At 75.3% G+C, this 17,099-nt stretch carries 21 protein-coding genes; 5 read left to right on the top strand and 16 right to left on the bottom strand.

The features are described from left to right. Positions 1-143 precede the first annotated feature (143 nt). Positions 144-1,838: a glycosyl hydrolase family 18 protein gene (locus NXY84_RS18860; protein ID WP_258724569.1), complete on the top strand. Its 1,695-nt coding sequence runs from the start codon at positions 144-146 to the stop codon at positions 1,836-1,838. Positions 1,839-1,926: 88 nt separating this feature from the next. Here the strand turns inward: NXY84_RS18860 and NXY84_RS18855 are convergent, their stop codons facing one another. Then, the gene (locus tag NXY84_RS18855) at positions 1,927-2,394 is read right to left on the bottom strand and encodes a hypothetical protein (protein WP_258724568.1); all 468 of its coding nucleotides are present in this window, start codon (positions 2,392-2,394) and stop codon (positions 1,927-1,929) included. A 111-nt stretch (positions 2,395-2,505) separates the two neighbouring features. Beyond that, the gene (locus NXY84_RS18850) at positions 2,506-3,072 is read right to left on the bottom strand and encodes a PadR family transcriptional regulator (protein WP_258724567.1); all 567 of its coding nucleotides are present in this window, start codon (positions 3,070-3,072) and stop codon (positions 2,506-2,508) included. 185 nt (positions 3,073-3,257) lie between these two features. On the opposite strand from NXY84_RS18850, the gene NXY84_RS18845 reads away from it, so the two are divergent. Then, positions 3,258-4,583 (top strand): sensor domain-containing phosphodiesterase, encoded by a 1,326-nt coding sequence (locus NXY84_RS18845; RefSeq protein WP_258724566.1) that lies wholly within the window; start codon positions 3,258-3,260, stop codon positions 4,581-4,583. Here NXY84_RS18845 and NXY84_RS18840 read toward each other — a convergent pair. The 8 genes from NXY84_RS18840 to NXY84_RS18805 form a co-directional block, all read right to left on the bottom strand. Beyond that, positions 4,558-5,331, bottom strand: a complete 774-nt coding sequence (locus tag NXY84_RS18840) for an SDR family NAD(P)-dependent oxidoreductase (protein ID WP_258724565.1) — start codon at positions 5,329-5,331, stop codon at positions 4,558-4,560. The two genes, NXY84_RS18845 and NXY84_RS18840, sit on opposite strands and share 26 nt — an antisense overlap. A 128-nt stretch (positions 5,332-5,459) precedes the next feature. Beyond that, the gene (gene amaP, locus NXY84_RS18835; protein WP_258724563.1) at positions 5,460-6,035 is read right to left on the bottom strand and encodes an alkaline shock response membrane anchor protein AmaP; all 576 of its coding nucleotides are present in this window, start codon (positions 6,033-6,035) and stop codon (positions 5,460-5,462) included. After that, entirely contained in the window at positions 6,032-6,580 is a 549-nt protein-coding gene (locus tag NXY84_RS18830; RefSeq protein WP_258724562.1) for a DUF6286 domain-containing protein, read from the bottom strand. Before NXY84_RS18830 ends, amaP begins: the two co-directional genes overlap by 4 nt. Beyond that, on the bottom strand, positions 6,577-6,978 hold the full coding sequence (locus NXY84_RS18825; protein ID WP_258724561.1) for an Asp23/Gls24 family envelope stress response protein: 402 nt from the start codon (positions 6,976-6,978) through the stop codon (positions 6,577-6,579). The genes NXY84_RS18830 and NXY84_RS18825 overlap by 4 nt, the downstream gene beginning before the upstream one ends. Continuing rightward, positions 6,975-7,160 carry a DUF2273 domain-containing protein gene (locus NXY84_RS18820; protein ID WP_258724560.1) on the bottom strand — a complete coding sequence of 62 codons (186 nt, stop codon included), beginning with the start codon at positions 7,158-7,160 and terminating at the stop codon, positions 6,975-6,977. Before NXY84_RS18820 ends, NXY84_RS18825 begins: the two co-directional genes overlap by 4 nt. 37 nt (positions 7,161-7,197) lie before the next feature. Beyond that, on the bottom strand, positions 7,198-7,458 hold the full coding sequence (locus tag NXY84_RS18815) for a hypothetical protein (RefSeq protein WP_258724559.1): 261 nt from the start codon (positions 7,456-7,458) through the stop codon (positions 7,198-7,200). Beyond that, positions 7,455-7,781, bottom strand: a complete 327-nt coding sequence (locus tag NXY84_RS18810; RefSeq protein ID WP_258724558.1) for a hypothetical protein — start codon at positions 7,779-7,781, stop codon at positions 7,455-7,457. Before NXY84_RS18810 ends, NXY84_RS18815 begins: the two co-directional genes overlap by 4 nt. 32 nt (positions 7,782-7,813) lie before the next feature. After that, positions 7,814-8,278 (bottom strand): Asp23/Gls24 family envelope stress response protein, encoded by a 465-nt coding sequence (locus tag NXY84_RS18805; RefSeq protein WP_258724557.1) that lies wholly within the window; start codon positions 8,276-8,278, stop codon positions 7,814-7,816. A gap of 124 nt (positions 8,279-8,402) precedes the next feature. Between NXY84_RS18805 and NXY84_RS18800 the strand changes: the two genes are divergently transcribed. Together NXY84_RS18800 and NXY84_RS18795 are read left to right on the top strand one after the other, a co-directional pair. Further along, the gene (locus NXY84_RS18800; protein WP_258724556.1) at positions 8,403-8,972 is read left to right on the top strand and encodes an RNA polymerase sigma factor; all 570 of its coding nucleotides are present in this window, start codon (positions 8,403-8,405) and stop codon (positions 8,970-8,972) included. Continuing rightward, positions 8,969-9,601 carry an Asp23/Gls24 family envelope stress response protein gene (locus NXY84_RS18795; RefSeq protein WP_258724555.1) on the top strand — a complete coding sequence of 211 codons (633 nt, stop codon included), beginning with the start codon at positions 8,969-8,971 and terminating at the stop codon, positions 9,599-9,601. Before NXY84_RS18800 ends, NXY84_RS18795 begins: the two co-directional genes overlap by 4 nt. A gap of 9 nt (positions 9,602-9,610) precedes the next feature. Here NXY84_RS18795 and NXY84_RS18790 read toward each other — a convergent pair whose 3' ends face one another. The 3 genes from NXY84_RS18790 to NXY84_RS18780 are packed head-to-tail and all read right to left on the bottom strand — an operon-like array spanning position 9,611 to position 12,802. Continuing rightward, on the bottom strand, positions 9,611-10,813 hold the full coding sequence (locus tag NXY84_RS18790) for a glycoside hydrolase family 26 protein (RefSeq protein ID WP_258724554.1): 1,203 nt from the start codon (positions 10,811-10,813) through the stop codon (positions 9,611-9,613). Continuing rightward, positions 10,810-12,153, bottom strand: coding sequence for a signal peptidase I (locus NXY84_RS18785; RefSeq protein WP_258724553.1), 1,344 nt, complete (start codon positions 12,151-12,153; stop codon positions 10,810-10,812). Before NXY84_RS18785 ends, NXY84_RS18790 begins: the two co-directional genes overlap by 4 nt. 19 nt (positions 12,154-12,172) lie before the next feature. Further along, positions 12,173-12,802, bottom strand: coding sequence for a hypothetical protein (locus NXY84_RS18780; protein ID WP_258724552.1), 630 nt, complete (start codon positions 12,800-12,802; stop codon positions 12,173-12,175). Between the two features lie 464 nt (positions 12,803-13,266). On the opposite strand from NXY84_RS18780, the gene NXY84_RS18775 reads away from it, so the two are divergent. Next, on the top strand, positions 13,267-15,261 hold the full coding sequence (locus tag NXY84_RS18775) for an ATP-dependent metallopeptidase FtsH/Yme1/Tma family protein (RefSeq protein ID WP_258724551.1): 1,995 nt from the start codon (positions 13,267-13,269) through the stop codon (positions 15,259-15,261). Positions 15,262-15,357: 96 nt separating this feature from the next. On the opposite strand, the gene NXY84_RS18770 is transcribed toward NXY84_RS18775, so the two are convergent. Genes NXY84_RS18770 through NXY84_RS18760 form a run of 3 tightly spaced genes read right to left on the bottom strand, consistent with a single transcriptional unit; the run spans position 15,358 to position 17,099 of the window. Further along, positions 15,358-16,296, bottom strand: a complete 939-nt coding sequence (locus tag NXY84_RS18770) for a hypothetical protein (protein WP_258724550.1) — start codon at positions 16,294-16,296, stop codon at positions 15,358-15,360. A gap of 58 nt (positions 16,297-16,354) precedes the next feature. Further along, positions 16,355-16,774, bottom strand: a complete 420-nt coding sequence (locus tag NXY84_RS18765) for an ATP-binding protein (RefSeq protein WP_258724549.1) — start codon at positions 16,772-16,774, stop codon at positions 16,355-16,357. Continuing rightward, positions 16,764-17,099, bottom strand: coding sequence for an STAS domain-containing protein (locus NXY84_RS18760; protein ID WP_258724548.1), 336 nt, complete (start codon positions 17,097-17,099; stop codon positions 16,764-16,766). The genes NXY84_RS18765 and NXY84_RS18760 overlap by 11 nt, the downstream gene beginning before the upstream one ends.

Raw genomic sequence — 17,099 nt, 5'->3', positions numbered from 1 at the left:
GCGCGCACGCGAATGCCGCACGACCGGTCTGTAAGTCAACCGTTGACCGGGTGAACGGCGGACGGCTACTGTCGGAATCGATCCATTAGTACACCATCCTTACATATCAGGCCGAGAGGCCGAGAGGACAGGGGACTGGAACGATGGGCTTCACTCACCGCGCCGCCGCGGGGCACAGAACGCTCGCACCACATCACGAGACGGCCCTCGTCGCGCCCCGCACGCGCGTCGCCGTCGCGCTGGCCGCCCTGGCCGGCCTGCTCGTCACCTTCGTCGCGGCCCTCCCGGCCGCGCCCGCCAACGCGGCCGGAACGTTCACCGCGAGCTTCACGTCCGCGGGCGACTGGGGCACCGGCCACCAGGTCAACGTGAAGGTCACCAACAACAGCACCGCCGCTGCCCCGTTCACGGTCGAGTTCGACCTCCCGGCCGGCACGACGATCAGCAGCTCGTGGGACGCCGACGTCACGCGCAACGGCAACCGCTACACCGCGAAGTCGAAGAGCTGGGCCGGTTCGCTCGCGCCGGGCGCCTCGCTGACCTGGGGCTACGTCGCGAGCGGCGGCCACAAGGCCCCCACCGCGTGCACTGTCAACGGCGCGACGTGCTCGGGCGGGACGGTGACGCCCCCGCCGGCGACGCCGACGCCCACGCCGACCACGACGACCACCCCGAAGCCGACGCCGACCCCCACGACGACGACGACCCCGCCGCCCGGACCGGCCGGCAAGAAGGTCGTCGGCTACTTCACCGAGTGGGGCGTCTACGGCCGCAACTACCACGTGAAGAACATCCAGACGAGCGGCTCGGCCGACAAGCTGACCCACATCGTCTACGCGTTCGGCAACACGACCGGCGGGCGCTGCTCGATCGGTGACTCCTACGCCGACTACGACAAGGCGTACACCGCGGCCGACAGCGTCGACGGCGTCGCGGACACGTGGGACCAGCCGCTGCGCGGCAACTTCAACCAGCTCCGCAAGCTCAAGGCCATGCACCCGGGCCTCAAGGTCGTCTGGTCGTTCGGCGGCTGGACCTGGTCCGGCGGCTTCACGCAGGCCGCGCAGAACCCCGCCGCGTTCGCGGAGTCCTGCTACAACCTCGTCGAGGACCCGCGCTGGGCCGACGTGTTCGACGGCATCGACGTCGACTGGGAGTACCCGAACGCGTGCGGTCTCACCTGCGACACGAGCGGCCCGCAGGCGTTCGACAAGGTCGTCAGCGCGCTGCGCACCAAGTTCGGGAACGGCGCCCTCGTGACGGCGGCGATCACGGCCGACGGCAGCAACGGCGGCAAGATCGACGCGACGGACTACGCGACGGCCACCCAGAAGCTCGACTGGCTCATGCCGATGACGTACGACTACTTCGGGGCGTTCAACCCGACGGGTCCGACGGCGCCGCACTCGCCGCTGACGTCCTACGCGGGCATCCCGCAGCAGGGCTTCAACTCCGAGGCCGCGGTCGACAAGCTCATCGGCAAGGGCATCCCGGCCAACAAGATCCTGCTCGGCGTCGGCTTCTACGGCCGCGGCTGGACCGGGGTCTCGCAGGCCACGCCCGGTGGCTCGGCGACGGGCGCCGCGCCCGGCACGTACGAGGCCGGCATCGAGGACTACAAGGTCCTCAAGAACCGCTGCCCCGCGACGGGCACGGTCGGCGGCACGGCCTACGCCAAGTGCGGCAGCGAGTGGTGGAGCTACGACACCCCGCAGACGCTCGCGAGCAAGATGTCGTGGGCCAAGAGCAAGGGCCTCGGTGGCACCTTCTTCTGGGAGCTGTCGGGTGACACCGCGAACGGCGAGCTGATCAGCGCGCTGTCCAACGGGCTGCGGTAGTCGGTCCCGCTCAGCGCCGAGGGCCCGGCGGCTGGTTCCCCCACCAGCTGCCGGGCCCTCGGTCTGCGTGCGTCCGGGCGGATCCCGGTCAGCCCCTCGCCGTCTCCTGCGGCCCGCGGCGGGCGAGCAGGACGCACAGCACGAGCAGCAGGACGACGAACGGCGCCCAGCCGTACCGCTCCCAGGGGCTCGACGAGGCGGCGTTCATGACCGCACCGAGCCCGAGCAGCCCGACGAGTGCGCGGACGCCCGTGCGGCCCACGCTCGCGGGGAGCCGGACGCCCACCCCGCCGCGCGCGAGCACCACGAGCGCGGCGAGCAGCCACACGACGGCCGAGACGCTGCTCGCGACGCGCAGGTCGTCGGGCAGGCGGCCCGGGTGGGCCCCGCTCCAGGCGGCGGCGCCGAGCGGGGCGCCGGCGGCGAGCGCGACCTGGAACGCGGTCACGAGCGCGAAGCCCGACGCCGCCGCGACCGCGAGGCGGCGGTCGTGCGGTCGTGCGCCCGCGGGGTCGATCCCCGTGGCGGTGCGGTCGGAGGCGGCGGTCGTGGGCATCGGGGCTCCCGAGGTGTGCGTGGGTGGGTGCTGGGGAGCCGACCCGTGGTGCGGGGCGGGTGGTGGTCGGCGAGGGGGGGGCGCGCGGGGGCGCGGTGCGGGACGAGGCGGTCAGCCGTCGGCCGGTGCCGTCCCGACCTCTCCAGCCGCGAGCGCGTCGAGGGTCGCGAGCGCCTCGTCGGCCCAGGCGAGCGTCGCGCGGGCCGCGTGCTCGCCCGCCGCGATGGTGAGCAGCCAGTACGGGCTGTCCTCGGCGTGCTCGGCGTGGTCGTGGTCGGCCCGCGCGGCGGCGAGCGCGGTGAGCTGCTGCCGCGCCCGATCGCGGGCGTCCCGGACCAGGGCGGCGCAGGCCTCAGGGCCGAGCGTCCGCCCGAAGAACAGGCGCAGCAGCACGCCGTTGCGCGGTGCGCCGGGCTGCGGGGGCTCGGCGAGCAGCGCCCGCAGCTCCGTGCGGCCCGCGGGCGTGAGCGCGAACGCGGACGAGCCCGTCCGGGTGCCGCCCTGCCGCTCGACGAGCCCGTCGCGCTCGAGCTCGGCCAGCGTGGGGTAGATCTGCCCGAAGCTCTCGCTCCAGAAGTGGCCGAGCGTCTCGCGGATGGCCTCGCGGACGGCGTAGCCGGTCATGGGCTCGATGCTCAGGGCGCCGAGCACGGCGGTGCGGGTCTGGCTGCTGCGCATGGCGCTCCTTGTCTCTGTAAGATATGTCTAGCAGATAGATCTCCGGCGCGACAGAGCGACGTCTCACGGCGGCGACCTGCACGACGGCCCGACCGGCGTCGTCGCCCGCCCGACGGCTCAGGTCGCCCACGCGTCCGCCGATGGGCACCCACGGGCGACGTGCGCCCACGACGGGAGCCGGTGGGATGGGCAGGACGCGGTCGGAGGCCGAGCAGCAGGTGGCCGAGCTGCTGCGCACCGCCAAGGAGGCGATCGGCCTGAGCGTCGCCTTCCTCACGCGGATGGACGGCGAGACCCAGCACCTCGAGGTCGTCGACTCCTCGATCCCGTTCCTGTTCCCCGAGGGGGCGAAGCTGAAGCAGGAGACGACGTTCTGCCAGCAGATCCTCGACGGGCGCCTGCCCGCGGTCATCCCGGACGTGCGCGCGCACCCGCTCGCCATGACGCTGCCCGCCGCGAGATTCCCGCGGCTGCGCAGCTACGTCTCCGTCCCCGTGACGCTGAGCGACGGCAGCCTCTACGGCACGTTCTGCGCGGCGGGGCTCACGACCGACAAGGGGCTCACGGTCCGCGACAAGGCGCTGCTCGGGGTCCTCGCGTCGGCCGCCGCGGTCATCATCGAGCCCGGAGTCGTCGAGCGCGGGCGGCGCGACGAGATCACCGCGCGGATCGGGCCCGTGCTCGACGGCGCGGGGCCGACGGTGCTGCTCCAGCCCATCGTCGACCTCGCGACGGGCCGCCGCGTCGGCGCCGAGGCGCTCAGCCGGTTCCCCGCCGGGTGGGGCATGACGCCGGACGTCGTGTTCGAGCAGGCGCACAGCGTGGACCTCGGGCACCGCCTCGAGCTGCAGGCGCTCGAGCTCGCGGCGGCGCACCTCGACGCCGTCGGCGGGTACGTCGCGATGAACGTCTCGCCGCAGACCCTCGTGACGCCGGAGTGCGCCGAGCTCCTCGCGCGGCTGCCCGCGTCGCGCGTGCTGCTCGAGCTGTCCGAGCACGACCCGGTCGACGACTACGACACGCTGCGCCGGGTCCTCGCCGGTCCCCGCGCCGCCGGGATGCGCCTCGCGATCGACGACGTCGGCGCCGGCTTCTCCTCGCTGCGGCACATCGTGCTGTGCGCCCCGGACGTCATCAAGCTCGACCGCAGCATCGTCGACGGCGTGAGCGCCGACCCGGTGCTGTCGACGCTCGTCGGCGCCCTCGTCGACTTCGCGCACGGCAACGGCACGACCGTCGTGGCGGAGGGCGTCGAGACGGCCGCGGACGTCGAGACCCTGCGCTGGCTGCACGTCGACCTCGCGCAGGGCTGGTTCTTCGGGCGGCCCGGGCCCGCGGAGCAGCTCGCGCCGGTCGAGGCGCCGGTGCCCGACGACGCGCCGGTGCCCGACGACGCGCCGGTGCCCGACGACGCGCCGGGGCTCCCGACGCAGCGCACCGCGAGCGCCGTCCCGCAGGCCGGTGCCGTCCCGCCGGCGCCCGCCGTCAGCGGGGCAGCTCGACCCCGGTGAGCTCCGCGAGGCGGGCCAGCAGGCCCTCCTGCAGCTCGACGTCCGACGCCTCGGGGTTGGCGACCTGGATCTCGTGGCGCTTGACGTACTCCCCGGTGACGCGGGCCCCCTCGTCGTCGGACGTCGCGAGCCAGACCTGCGTCGCGGCGCCCTCGTCGACCTCGTCCCACGCGTCGGGGCCGCCGAGCTTGGTCTTGATCCAGCCCGGGTCGACGGCCGTGACGAGCACGTCCGGCCACAGGCGCGCGACCGCGAAGGCGAGCGTCACGTCGAGCAGCTTCGAGTCCGAGTACGCCTGCATGCCGTCCCACGGCCGGGCCTCGAACTGGAGGTCGTCGAGGTGCGTGCGGCCCTGCGACTCGAGGCCCGACGTCAGGTAGACGAGCCGGCCCGGCCGGGGCATGAGGGCCGTGAGCAGGTACGGCGCGACGGTGTTGACGTGGAGGATGCGCTCGAGCCCGTCCTCGGTCACCGTCCGCTCGGGGACGCCACCGCCGATGCCGGCGTTGTGGATCACGGCGTCGTACGGCCCGGCGGCAGTCGCGGCCTCGGCGAGCGCGCGGGTCTCGGCGAGCGAGGCCAGGTCGCCGACGACGACGTCGGCCAGCCGCGGCTCGGCGGCGCGCAGCTCGGCGGCCCGCTCGGCGTTGCGGGCGTGCCCGACGACGTCGTGCCCTGCGGCGAGGAGCTGGCGGGCGGTCTCGAGGCCGATGCCGTCGCTCGAGCCGGTGACGAGGATGCGGGACACGGGGACTCCTTCGGGCCGGTGGGCCACCATCGTCGCGCACTCGCCGGCGAGGGTCGAATCGATCCGAGCGCGGCGCCGACGGACCGCTCCGGTCCGGGGTGTGCAGGGGGCAGGTCAGGCCGCGGGGGTCACCGCAGCGCGCGGGTGGCGGAGCGTGCGCGTCCGGGGTGGAGGTCGATGTCGACGGGCAGGTCGGCGCCGGCGGCCCGGCGCAGGTCCGGGACGAGCCGGGTCTCGAGCTCGGCGCGGACGTCGGCGATGTCGGCGTGCTCCGTGAGGTCGACGGCGAGGTGGAGGCGGTCCCCGTGCTGGTCGTGCAGACGGGCGTTCGCCCCGTGGACCCCACGGATGGCGGTGGCGGCGTCCTCGACGGCGCTCGTCAGGGCGCTGGTGTGGAGCGTGGTGATGCCGTCGCGGGGGTCGGTGGTCAGGTCCAGGCGGCTCACGGTGCTGGTGCGCAGCTGCACGAGCAGCCACCGCACCGCGAGCAGCGCGACCAGGAGGCAGACCGCGGCGGCGGCCCACCAGAACCAGGGGGTCTCGGCCGCGAACGCCCGAACGGTGTCGGGCACGACCGGGGTGTCGACGAGGCCGGTGCCGAACGCACCCAGGCTCAGGGCCAGGCCGGCGGCTCCGGCGGCGAGGAACAGGACCCCGAGCAGGGCGAGAACCCCCCGGTTGATGCGGTCGACGCCGGTGCTCATCGAGTCTCCTTGCGGGTCAGCGCGACGCGGGGACGGACCTGGTCGAGCCCGAGCTGGGCGAGGCGGTCGCCGATGACGGTGGCGACGTCACGCGGCAGGTCGTCCTGGCCCCGGGTGGCGGTCCGTACCTTGACGTCGGCCCGGCGGCGGGTCAGCCGGACGCGGGCGGCACTGACGCCGCTGGTGCGGCGGGCCGCCGCGGTCAGCCAGGCCTCGGTGCCGCGTCTGGAGGCCCGCACCCGCACGCCGGGGGGCGTCTGGCCAGGTCGTGGGGGCAGGACGAGCGTGCCGGGCCGACCTCGGCGCAGGGCCAGGACGAGGAGGACCAGGCCGAGGACGGCGAGGGCGGCGAGGCCGGCGCGGACGGCGCCGGTGACCCACGTCTGCTGCGTGAGCCAGGGGCTCCAGTCCTCGTGGGGTATCAGCCAGTGCGGGCGGTCGAGCAGCGCGAGGACGATCTCGACGGCTCCGACCAGCCCGGCCACCAGCAGGGCGAGGGCCAGGATCGTGGACAGGACGCGCAGGACGACGGGCACGGCGGTCACCGGACCCGGGGTCGGGAGGCGGTGGGCACGGACAGGCTCACCACGTCGAGGTCGATGTGGTCCACCCGGACGTCGGTGATGCGGTGCACCTCGTCCCGGATGGCGCGTCTGGCCTGCTCGGCGACGTCGCGCACGGACTCGGGCCAGCGCACCGCGAGGGTGGCCTCGATCGTCGCGGTGGTGCCCCGGACGTCGGCGCGCACGCGGGCCTCGTCGTCGGTGTCGGCCTTGCCCACCGTGAACCCCAGCATCTTGCGGGGGCCGGCGGCCGCGGCGTCGATCGAGATGACGGCGTAGGCGGCGACCCGCTCGACCACCCGGTCGCTGACCGTCAGCGTGCCGCGCTCCTCGGGCTCGGCGAGGTCCGGCGTCGAGGCCGCCGCGTGGGTGACCGTCATCGGGGACCGCGGCCGGCGCCGCCGAGGTACGGGGTGAGGTCGATCTGCCCGGCGACGACCTTGCCGACGACGAACCCGACCACGCCCAGGACGGCGGTGCCGACGAAGGCGTCGAAGCCGCCGATCACCCAGGCGAGGCCCAGGAGCAGTCCGGTGAACAGGCCCACGGTGGTGGGGGGCATGACTACCTCCGAGAAGTGAGGAACGAGGTCGGGCACGTCAGTGCACGCGCGGCGGGCGGGTGCGGCGTCGCCGCCGCTCTCGCCACCACGCCACGAGCCCCCGCAGCCCGCGCGGGCGGCGCACGACGACGGGCCGCGAGCTGGTGTCGGGTCGGGTGAGGGCTGCGAGCCGGTGGATCAGCTCGGCCGGGTCGCCGCCGAGGTCCGGGTGGTGTGCGCGCAGCACCGCGCGGCGCGCCCGGCGTGCGGCGGCGTCCGCACGAGGGCGCTCGGGCTGCGCCGCCGGCATCGCGGTCACACCCCCGCGGCAGCCGGCGAGGCCGGGTCCGGGGACGTGACCCGGACGGAGTCCAGGACGTCCTCGACGTGCAGGTGCACCGCCCGCCCCCGCGCGTGGGGTGCGAGCGCCGCCCGGACCTGGGCGTCCAGGGTCGGGACGGGCACACCCAGGCGGGCGACGAGCGAGACCTCGACGGCGTCCGGGCCGATCCGCACCCCGTCCACCCGCCGACCGGGCAGGTAAGTCGCGACCAGGCCACCGCCGGCTCGCAGGCCGACCACGGCGGGGCACGCCAGGACCGCGGCCGCGACGACGTCCGCCTCGGTGCGGGCGAGCGCCACGGAGGCACCGCCGGCGGGAGGGGTGGGGTGGGTCACTGGACTCGCGCCGGCTCCGGGGCGTCCTGCGCGTCGTCGGTGGGCAGGTGGATGTCGTTGACCGAAACGTTGACCTCGGTGACCTGCAGCCCGGTCATGCCCTCGACGGTGTCGATGACGTTGCGGCGCACCGCCCGGGCGACCTCGGCGATCGAGACGCCGTACTCGGTGACCATGTCCAGGTCGATCGCGGCCTGGGTCTCCCCGACCTCGACGGCCACGCCCTGTCCGGTCGACTGCGAGGCGCCCGGGATGCGCTCGCGCAGCGACCCCAGCGCGCGGGCGGTCCCGCCGCCGAGCGCGTGCACGCCGGCGACCTCGCGGGCCGCCAGCCCGGCGATCTTCTGCACGACGCCGTCGGCGATCGTCGTGCGCCCCTGCGGCGACTGCAGGCTGTCCGGTGCGGCGAGTGCGCCACCACGGCTGGTCGTCATGCTCGATGCGCTGGTGGGGGTGCTCATGTCACTGGTCTCCCTCGGGTCGGCAGCTCGGCCACCTTCGCCGAGCACCGGTACGGCACCCTGGCTACGGTGACCTTCATCCCTTAGACACCGGTTCGCCCGAAGGGTTACAGACGATGTGGTCGTGGCCGGGAGCGTCCGCGTGAGCACGCCCGACGCCGACGCGGGGTGGCAGGCCGCCCTCCTCGCGCAGGCCAAGGCCGGGGACGACGCCGCGTTCGAGGCCCTGGTCCGCCTGCACCAGGACCGCGCCTTCGCCGTCGCGCTGCGCATGACCGGCAACCCCCTGGACGCCCAGGACGTCGTGCAGGACGCCCTGCTGCAGGCGTGGCGCTCCCTCGGCGGCTTCCGCGGCGAGGCGGGGTTCGGGACCTGGCTCGTCCGGATCGTGATCAACCGGTGCCACAACCTCCGCCGCGGCGCGAGACCCACGACCCCGCTGCTCGACCGCGACCCTGTCAGCGGCGTGCCCGGCCCCGATACGGTGGTGCAGGCCGAGCACCGGCGACTGGCCACGGCGGCGGCGCTGCAGGCCCTGCCGTTCGACCTGCGTGCCGCGCTCGTGCTGTACACGTTCGGGTCATCGACCCACGCCGAGGTCGGGCGCATCCTCGGGATCAGCGAGACGGCCGCGAAGGTCCGCGTCCACCGCGCACGACGCGCGCTGACCGACCGCCTGCAGGAGTGGAGGTGAGCACCACGGACGACCCCCGCCTGCCCTGCGGTGCCCGCTACGACGACCTGCTCACCCGGGTCGCCGACCGCACGCCGCCGCCCGACCACCGCCACCAGGCGACCTGCCCGCACTGCCGCGCCGCGCTCGCCGACCTCGAGGCCGCGTGGGAGCCGCTGCACGAGCTGGCCGCCGAGGACGTCCGCGCACCGGACTCGGTCCTGGCCGCGGTCATGACGCACGTCCGCGAGCTCGCGCGCCACACCTGGTACGCCGACATCCCGACCGAGCAGGGTCACACCCGCATCGGGGCCCGGGTCATCGGCGCGGTCGCACGTCTGGCAGCCGAGGAGCTCCCCGGCGTCGCGCTCGCCCTCGGCCACGGGCACGTCGGCGCGCACAGCGACCGGGCCACGACCGCCGGCCCCGCGAGCGAGTCCGCGACGGTCGTCGGTGTCGCCGGCTCCCACGTCGTCGTCGACATCCATGTCGCCGTCGAGCTCGGCACACCCATCCCGACCACCGCCGCGCGGCTCCGCGCCCACGTCGCCCGGAGCATCGCCGCGCACCTCGGCCTGACCACCGTCGAGGTCAACATCACCGTCGCGGACATCCACCACACCGGGGCGACGCGCCGCCGCCAGGCGTGACCCGGCCGGTCAGGACTCCGGCGCGGGTGTCGCGCCCACCGGGACGCACGGCGTCGGCTCCGGCGCGAAGACGAGCGTGTCGGGGAGGTCGGCCACGAACGCGTCGCGCAGCGCCGGGTGGCCCGCGGCCGTCCAGTCGACGTGCGCGCCGATCTCCGTCTCGTGCTTGTCCCACTCGAACCAGTTCACCATCCTGAGCTGCGGGAACCGCGTCGCGAGCTCGGGGGCGAGGACCTGGTGCCACCACGCCTGCTTGACCGCGAGCCCCTGGGCCCAGGGCAGCGCGTCGTCCGTCACGACCAGCGCGGCCGTCTCGGGGATCGCCACGGGCTTGCCGTGCTCGACGCCGTAGACCTGGTAGAAGTCCGGCGCGGACGTCTCGTCGCCCGCGAGCCCGTCGTAGGTCCCGGTGAGCTGGGCGGCGAACTTGCCGGGCTCCGGCATCTCCGTCTCGCCCCACGGCGGCGCGGACCCCCAGTGGTAGAGGGACATCCCGACCCAGTCCACGACGTCGTCGCCCGGGTAGTACGGGGCGTAGGCGTCGTCGGCGGTCGTCACCGAGCCGTCGCCGTCCGTGTCGAGCAGCGCGGTCTCGGGCGTCCCGGGCTGGGCGGCGAACGCCCCGCCGAGGAACGGGTAGCCGCCCGCGTAGTTGGGCGCCCACATCATCGCCGACCCCGGCGCACGCGCGTCGAGCGCGGCGGCGACGTCCCGGAAGGCGCGCACGTACGCCTCGGGCTGCTGGCCCCACGCGTACCAGGAGCCGTTCATCTCGTGCGCGAACCGCACGATCACGGGGACCCCGGACTCGTTGAACGACGCGAGGAGGTCCGCGAGGCGGTCCACGACGTCCGGGGTGACGGCGGCCAGCCCCTGGTCGGGCTCGAGCGTCAGCAGGAGGATGCCGCCCTCCGCGCGCACCTGGTCGGCGGCCCACGTGACGTTCTGCACGTCGGCGTCGTCGAGCGGCACGGACGTGAAGGAGACGACCACCGCGGGCCGGCGACCGAGGTCGCGCGTGTAGTCGGCGAGGCTCTGCGCGTCCCAGTCGAGGTTGACGCCGAACAGCACACCCTCCTCCGGCACGAGGTCCGCGGCCGGGCGCACGGTGCACACGGGCACCTCGGGGGTGCGGTCCTGCGGCGTGCACGCGCCCAGGACGCCGACGGCGCCGGCGGCGAGGAGGGCGGTCAGTGCCCGAGCGCGCCTCATCGCGGCACCGTGATGTCGGCACGCAGCAGCGAGACGTACCCGCCGAGCGAGATCGCCCGACCGGTGAGCGTCGTGTCGCGCTCGATCGTCACGTTGCCCTGCGCGAGGTACGTGCCGGCGCTCGTGCTGCCCGTGAGCAGGTTCACCGTGCCGGGCGTGACCCAGTAGACGTTCGCGGCGGACGCGCCGCCGGTCAGCCGGACGGTGCTGCCCGCGCGGGCGGTGATGCTGTCGGCGGCGAGGACGAACACGGCGCTGGGGTCTCCTTGGGCGTCGAGGGTGAGGGTCCCGCTCACGGCCAGGCCGCCGGTCCGCCGGTGCGTGCCGGGCCGGAGCGTGCCGGTCAGGACCGCGGCCGGGGTCGCGGTGGTGGGCCGCCTGGCGGCCGCCGCGTAGAGGGTCGTGGCGTCGGCCTTGGCGTTCCGCGCGGCGCTGTTCGCGAGGTCCACGCTGGTGCCCCAGGGGAAGCCGGTGACGATCGTGCCGGGACTGGTCGCGATGCTGCCGGTGATGTTCACCTGGGTGCTCGGGCCGCTGTTCATGACGGCCGTCGACCCGATCAGCGCGTACGGCGCGGCCCGGCCGACCGTCAGCGGCGCGGGGATCGCGGCGGCCCACGTGGAGGTCATCGAGGTCCGGGCGGTGAACGCGGCGGCGGCGGGCTGGGGCGGCTCGACGGCGGCGCCCGCGGCGACCGCGAGGGCGACGAGCGCGAGGGCCGTGCGACGGGCCGGCGGGGCGGGGTGCGCACCGCGCGCGGGCGGGGCGCCGGCGCCGGTGTCGTCGTCACCACCGGTCGTCGTGCGGCGCGAGGCGAGGGCGATCGCGAGCGCCGTCACCGCGAGCCAGGTCGCGAGGGCGGGGACGTCGCGGTGCGTGACCCACAGGCTCGGCAGCCCGATGTAGGGGGCGAGCAGGCGGCCCTGGCCGATGATCTGGTCCCGCGTGATCGGGGTGCTGTCGAACTCGGCGTTCGCGTCGCCGGCGGTGACGAACGTGCCGTCGTCGTTCGCGCCGACGATGCGGTGGAGACGGATCTTCGCGACACCGCTCGGCTCCGCCTCGGCCGGGCTGTCGAACTGCACGACCGCCCCGACCGGCACCGGCCGGTCGTCCGGCAGGCTCGTCGTCAGGACGACGTCGCCCGGGTTGATCGCCGGCATCATCGAGCCGGTCTGCACCACGGAGGTGTGCCACCCGAGCATGCCCGGGACGAAGGCGACCGCCGCGAGCGCGGCGAGCAGCACGAGGTAGCTGCGGGCGACCGTGGCCACGACCAGCCAGCCCCAGCCGGGCGGGGTGAGCGCTCGGCTGCGGCTGGTGGTCGTGGCCCTGGTCACGGGTTCCGCGTGCGGGTGCTCAGCCGGCCGGGGTGTCGTTGCTCTGCAGCTCCCAGACCATGTCCATGCTCACGCGCGCGCCCTGCAGGGCGTCGATCTGCTGCTGCGTGAGGCCGGTGGTGTCGAACTTCCAGGAGCCGCGGTAGGTCCGGCTCTCGCCCGGCGTGCCGGCGGTGCTCCAGGCCGAGCCGCCCGACGCGTAGTCCTTGTTGACCCGGGCGAGCGTCGCGATCGACGCGGCGGGCTGGTTGTCGGGGGTCGGGACGAAGCCGGTGCAGTCGCCGAACGAGCCGCCGGTGCCCTGCTCGACGTCGAACACGATGTGGTTCTCGAGGCCCTGCGCCGACGGCGACAGGCTCGCGACGTACGTGCGGACCTGCCCGGGGACGTTCGCGCCGGACGTCACGACGAGGCAGCGCGAGCCGGTCTGGCCCGGGACCAGGTTCTCGACGGTGAAGCCGGCGACGCCGTTGTCGTCGTCGGTCAGCACGACGGAGCCGCTGCTCCAGGCGTTGCCCGACGAGCGCGTCGTGGCGGTGAACGCGGCATTCGAGGACTGCCACACGAGGCTGCCGGCGGCGAGGATCGCGACGGGCGTCGCGGCGAGCGCGGCGACGCGGTGGGCGCGGGACGAGGGTGTCTTCTTCACGGTGCTGCCTGTCTGCGAGAGCGGTGCGTCGCGCTCGGTTCCCCCCGGCCACGACCCTCGCCGCCCGGTGGTGCGGGCGACTCAACAGGAGCGATCGGCGAGGCATCCGGGTGACTGAGAGATGAGGGGTTGTGACGTGGATCACACACGGGTGGCTCAGCGGTGGGCGGATCCGGGGGGTTTGCGGTCGCCCGTGCGGCTCAGCCGTCGGCGCCACGGCCCGGTCACCCGGACGGTGGGTCCCCGGGCGCCGGCACGCGTCCGTCGCCGCTCGGGCGCGTCGCCCCGGCCGCTGCTGGGTGCGCCGGTGCTCCGCGCCCAGCGGCCCGCGGAGGCACAGCGCGGTCGGGCGCGCCACCCGGGCGGGGGGCCGGAGCGGGTGAGATCCGGGCGGGGCCGGCGACGTCTCACCCCTCGGACGAACGTCCCCTCACGCTCGCTCCGGGTGCGCCGATGACAGGGGAATGACGCCCGACGAGCGCATCCCCGCCGCAGCCGCGACCGCGGCACCCTCGACCGCAGCCCCCGCCACGACCGCAGCCGAGGCGGCCCCGGCCGCCCCGAGCAGCGCCGCGGAGCCGGCCGCCCGCCCGACGATCCCGCGCGCGAGCGGCAGCCGCGGCGCCGGGTCCGACGACGACCGCCCGCTGCTGTCGTCGCTGCGCCGGTGGTCCCGCAGCCGGACCGTCCTCGCCGTGACCGCCGCGGTGCTCGTGCTCGGCGGGGCGGGGGCCGCGGTCGCCGCCTCGTCCGCCGGCTCCGCGGACGCGCCGCGCGAGGTCGCGCTCAGCGCCGCGCTCGCGAGCATCGCCTCGGGGGACGTCACGACCGCGACGCTCGACGACGGCACGAGCACGGTCACGCTCGACCTTGCCGGGGGGGACGTGACGCAGACCCGCTTCCCGGCCGGCTACGGCGACGAGCTCACGCAGACCCTCGTCGACGCGGACGTCGCGCTGGAGACCGTCGACGGCACCGACCAGGGTCCCCTCGCGGAGGTCGCGCTCCGCGTCTTCCCCGTCGTGCTCGTGCTCGGGCTGCTGCTCCTCCTCGTGCGCGTCCTCAACCCGGGCGTCCTCGGCGCGACCCGGAAGAAGGCGCTCACGTCCGGCGATGTCCCCACGGTGACGTTCGCCGACGTCGCGGGCGCCGACGAGGCCGTCGACCAGCTCCGCGAGATGGTCCAGTTCCTGCGGGACCCCGCGCGCTTCGAGGCGGTCGGCGCGACCCGGCCGCGCGGTGCGCTGCTCGTCGGCCCCCCCGGGACCGGCAAGACCCTGCTCGCGCGCGCCGTCGCAGGCGAGGCCGGCGTCCCGTTCTTCGCGCTCGCGGGCTCCGACTTCGTCGAGACCTACGTGGGCGTCGGTGCGCGCCGGGTGCGCGACCTGTTCGCCGAGGCCCGCAAGGCCGAGCGCGCGATCATCTTCATCGACGAGATCGACGCCGTCGGTCGGGCCCGCAGCGGCAAGGGCAGCAACGGCAACGACGGCGAGCGCGAGAACACCCTGATCTCCCTGCTCAACGAGATGGACGGCTTCGGCGGCTCGCAGATCGTCGTGCTTGCGGCCACGAACCGCGCCGACATCCTCGACGCCGCGCTGACCCGCCCGGGCCGGCTCGACCGCGAGGTCCACGTGCCCAACCCCGACCGCCGCGGGCGCACGCTGATCCTCGAGGTGCACGGCCGCTCGCGCCCGCTCGCCGGTGACGTCGACCTCGTCCAGGTCGCCCGCCAGACCCCGGGCATGTCCGGCGCCGACCTCGCGCAGGTCGTGAACGAGGCCTGCATGGAGGCCGCCCGCCGCGGTCAGCCGCTCGTGGACGCCGCCTGCTTCCAGGCCGCGATCGCCACCGTCGCGCTCGGCCGGGCGCGCACGTCCGCGCTGGTCACCGAGTTCGACCGCCGCGTCACCGCGTGGCACGAGGCCGGTCACACGATCGCCGCGGCGCTGCTGCCCGACGCCGACGACCCGGTGTCCGTCACGATCGTCCCGCGCGGCCCCGCCGGCGGCGTCACGTGGATGAGCGGCAGCGACGACATCTTCCTGCCGCGCAAGAAGGCCCTCGCCCAGCTCGTCGTCGCGATGGCCGGGCGGGCCGCCGAGGAGCGGCTCCTCGACGGCGAGTTCACGCAGGGCGCCTCGGGCGACCTGCAGAGCGCGACGAGCCTCGCGACGTCGATGGTCACGCAGTACGGGATGACCGGCTTCGGCTACGCGCAGCTCGACGCCGACACGCTCCGGGTCGGGGGAGAGGTCGCCGCCCGCGCGCACGCGCACGTCGACGCGCTGCTCCAGGACGCGCACGCCACCGCGACCGCGCTGCTCGCCGACCACCCCGCGCTGCTCGAGGCCGTCGCCGACGCGCTGCTGCTCGACGAGACGCTCGACGGGCCGCAGGTGTTCGCGCTGGTCGCGGAGCACTCGAGCCCGGCGCAGGGCGCGGTCACCGCCGCCTGAGGCGGTCAGGACCGCCGGTCACGGTCTCGGTCGTCGCGCCGCCCGGGCGCTCACGCGGCGGCCGACCCCAGCTCGACGCGGCAGCGCGCCGTGCGGTCAGGAGTCCAGCCGCGTCCGGATGATGCCGTCGGCGTCGGGCAGCCACGCCTCGAGCAGCGGCGGGTCGTTCGTCCGCCCCCGCCAGGCGGCCCGCGTCGCGCCCGCGAGCAGCGTCCGCAGGTCCGGCGGCGCGTCGCCCTCGACCCAGCGCTGGCGTGCCCGCCCGTCCGCCGCGACCCACACGAGGCTCTCCACGCGCTCGGGCGCCGGCGGCGAGGCCAGCACCGCGCCGACGCCGTCGGGCAGGTCCGGCCACACGAACACGTGCGCGCGCGGCCGCAGGGTGACCCGCGGGTGCTCGGTGGTGAGCCGGTGCCAGCGCGGCCACGGGCCCCACTCCTCGACCATGACCGCGCCGTACGCCTCCAGCAGCGCGTCGACCTCGGCCCAGAACGCCGGGTCGACCGCGCGGCGGTCCTCCCACGGGGAGACGTCCGTCGGGGCCGGGTCGTTGGGCGAGGCCGCGACCTCCTCGCAGTCGAGCCCGGCCGCCAGAGCGCGCGTCAGGGAGCGCGGGCACGGCTCCGCGGCCCCGACGTAGACGGACTCGTACCAGACGTGCACGAACGCACCGGGCGCCTCGAGCCGGCACCAGGCCCCGGCCCGGCGCAGCATCACGCGCACGAGGAGCTGCGCCCCGGCGACGTCGACGAGCGCGCCGTCGAAGTACCCCTCGAGCCGCCGCCCGAACAGCCCCGCGAGCGGGTGCTCGGGAGGCAGGGGCGCCTCGTCGGGGTCGAGGCCCTCGCTCATCGGGTCGCGGACCTCGAGGTGCGTCACGCCGAGCTCCTCGAGGAACCAGGCGACCGCCTCGACGTGCGCGGCCTCGACCGGTCCCTCGTCGCTCGTCCACGCGACGTCGCCCGAGTAGCGGCCCGCGGAGTCCCAGTCGCGCGGGTCGTACTGCGTCACGCGGTAGGTGTACGGCAGCTGCACGTGGTTCCCCCCTCCGCGGTGCCCCGGCCTCGCCGGGTCCCCTCCCCGCGGTCCCGGGTCAACCCTGCCAGTGCCGCACGAGGCGCCAGTGGTTGCGCCCCTCGCCGCGCCGGTAGGAGATCTCGTGCACCGCCCGGCGCGCGAGCGGGATGCCCCGGCCGTTCGTGGCGAGGTCGTCCTCGGGGAGGTCCACGTCGAGGTCGACGTCGACGAAGCCGCCGGTGTCGGTCAGCTCGCCGACGAGCGCCCCGTCCTCGACGCGCAGCACCACGTCCGCGTCGAAGTCGTCGCCGCGCTCGGCGTGCTCGATCACGTTGGCGGTGACCTCGATCACCGCGGTCTCGAACATCATCCGGTCGAGCTCGGGGACGTCGGGCGCCTGCTCCCACAGCCCGGCCAGCGCGTGGTGCACGCGCTCGATGCAGCCGGGCAGGACGCAGTGCTCGACCCGCGTCTCGACCGGTCGGTCAGCCGGCACCGACGGCGTCCTCGACGCTCGCGTGCGGCCGCAGCACCCGGTCCATCGTCGTGAGCTCGAGCACCGTGCGGACCTGCGTGGAGGGCCGCGCGATGCGCAGGTCCCCGCCGGCCGCCCGGGCCGAGCGCAGGCCCCCGACGAGGGCACCGAGCCCGGACGAGTCCATGAACTCGGTGTCCTGCAGGTCCACCACCACGACGGTGTGACCCTGGGCCACCACGTCGTCGACCACGGCCTTGAGGTCGCTCGCGGCGACCATCGTGAGCCGGCCGCGCGGCCGGAGCACCGCGATCCCGTCGGGTCGGACGTCCCTGTCGAGCTGCAT

The sequence above is a fragment of the Cellulomonas sp. NS3 genome (genome assembly GCF_024757985.1).
In the GTDB taxonomy this organism is placed as follows: Bacteria; Actinomycetota; Actinomycetes; order Actinomycetales; family Cellulomonadaceae; genus Cellulomonas_A.
Note: the sequence above shows the minus strand (reverse complement) of the source record. Positions and strands in the feature narration are given on the sequence as shown.

Coding starts and splice junctions, on each gene's coding strand:
- NXY84_RS18860 (WP_258724569.1), top strand. CDS start 144: ATGGGCTTCACTCACCGCGCCGCCGCGGGGCACAGAACGCTCGCACCA.
- NXY84_RS18855 (WP_258724568.1), bottom strand. CDS start 2,394: ATGCCCACGACCGCCGCCTCCGACCGCACCGCCACGGGGATCGACCCC.
- NXY84_RS18850 (WP_258724567.1), bottom strand. CDS start 3,072: ATGCGCAGCAGCCAGACCCGCACCGCCGTGCTCGGCGCCCTGAGCATC.
- NXY84_RS18845 (WP_258724566.1), top strand. CDS start 3,258: ATGGGCAGGACGCGGTCGGAGGCCGAGCAGCAGGTGGCCGAGCTGCTG.
- amaP (WP_258724563.1), bottom strand. CDS start 6,035: ATGAGCACCGGCGTCGACCGCATCAACCGGGGGGTTCTCGCCCTGCTC.
- NXY84_RS18825 (WP_258724561.1), bottom strand. CDS start 6,978: ATGACGGTCACCCACGCGGCGGCCTCGACGCCGGACCTCGCCGAGCCC.
- NXY84_RS18820 (WP_258724560.1), bottom strand. CDS start 7,160: ATGCCCCCCACCACCGTGGGCCTGTTCACCGGACTGCTCCTGGGCCTC.
- NXY84_RS18805 (WP_258724557.1), bottom strand. CDS start 8,278: ATGAGCACCCCCACCAGCGCATCGAGCATGACGACCAGCCGTGGTGGC.
- NXY84_RS18790 (WP_258724554.1), bottom strand. CDS start 10,813: ATGAGGCGCGCTCGGGCACTGACCGCCCTCCTCGCCGCCGGCGCCGTC.
- NXY84_RS18775 (WP_258724551.1), top strand. CDS start 13,267: ATGACGCCCGACGAGCGCATCCCCGCCGCAGCCGCGACCGCGGCACCC.
- NXY84_RS18760 (WP_258724548.1), bottom strand. CDS start 17,099: ATGCAGCTCGACAGGGACGTCCGACCCGACGGGATCGCGGTGCTCCGG.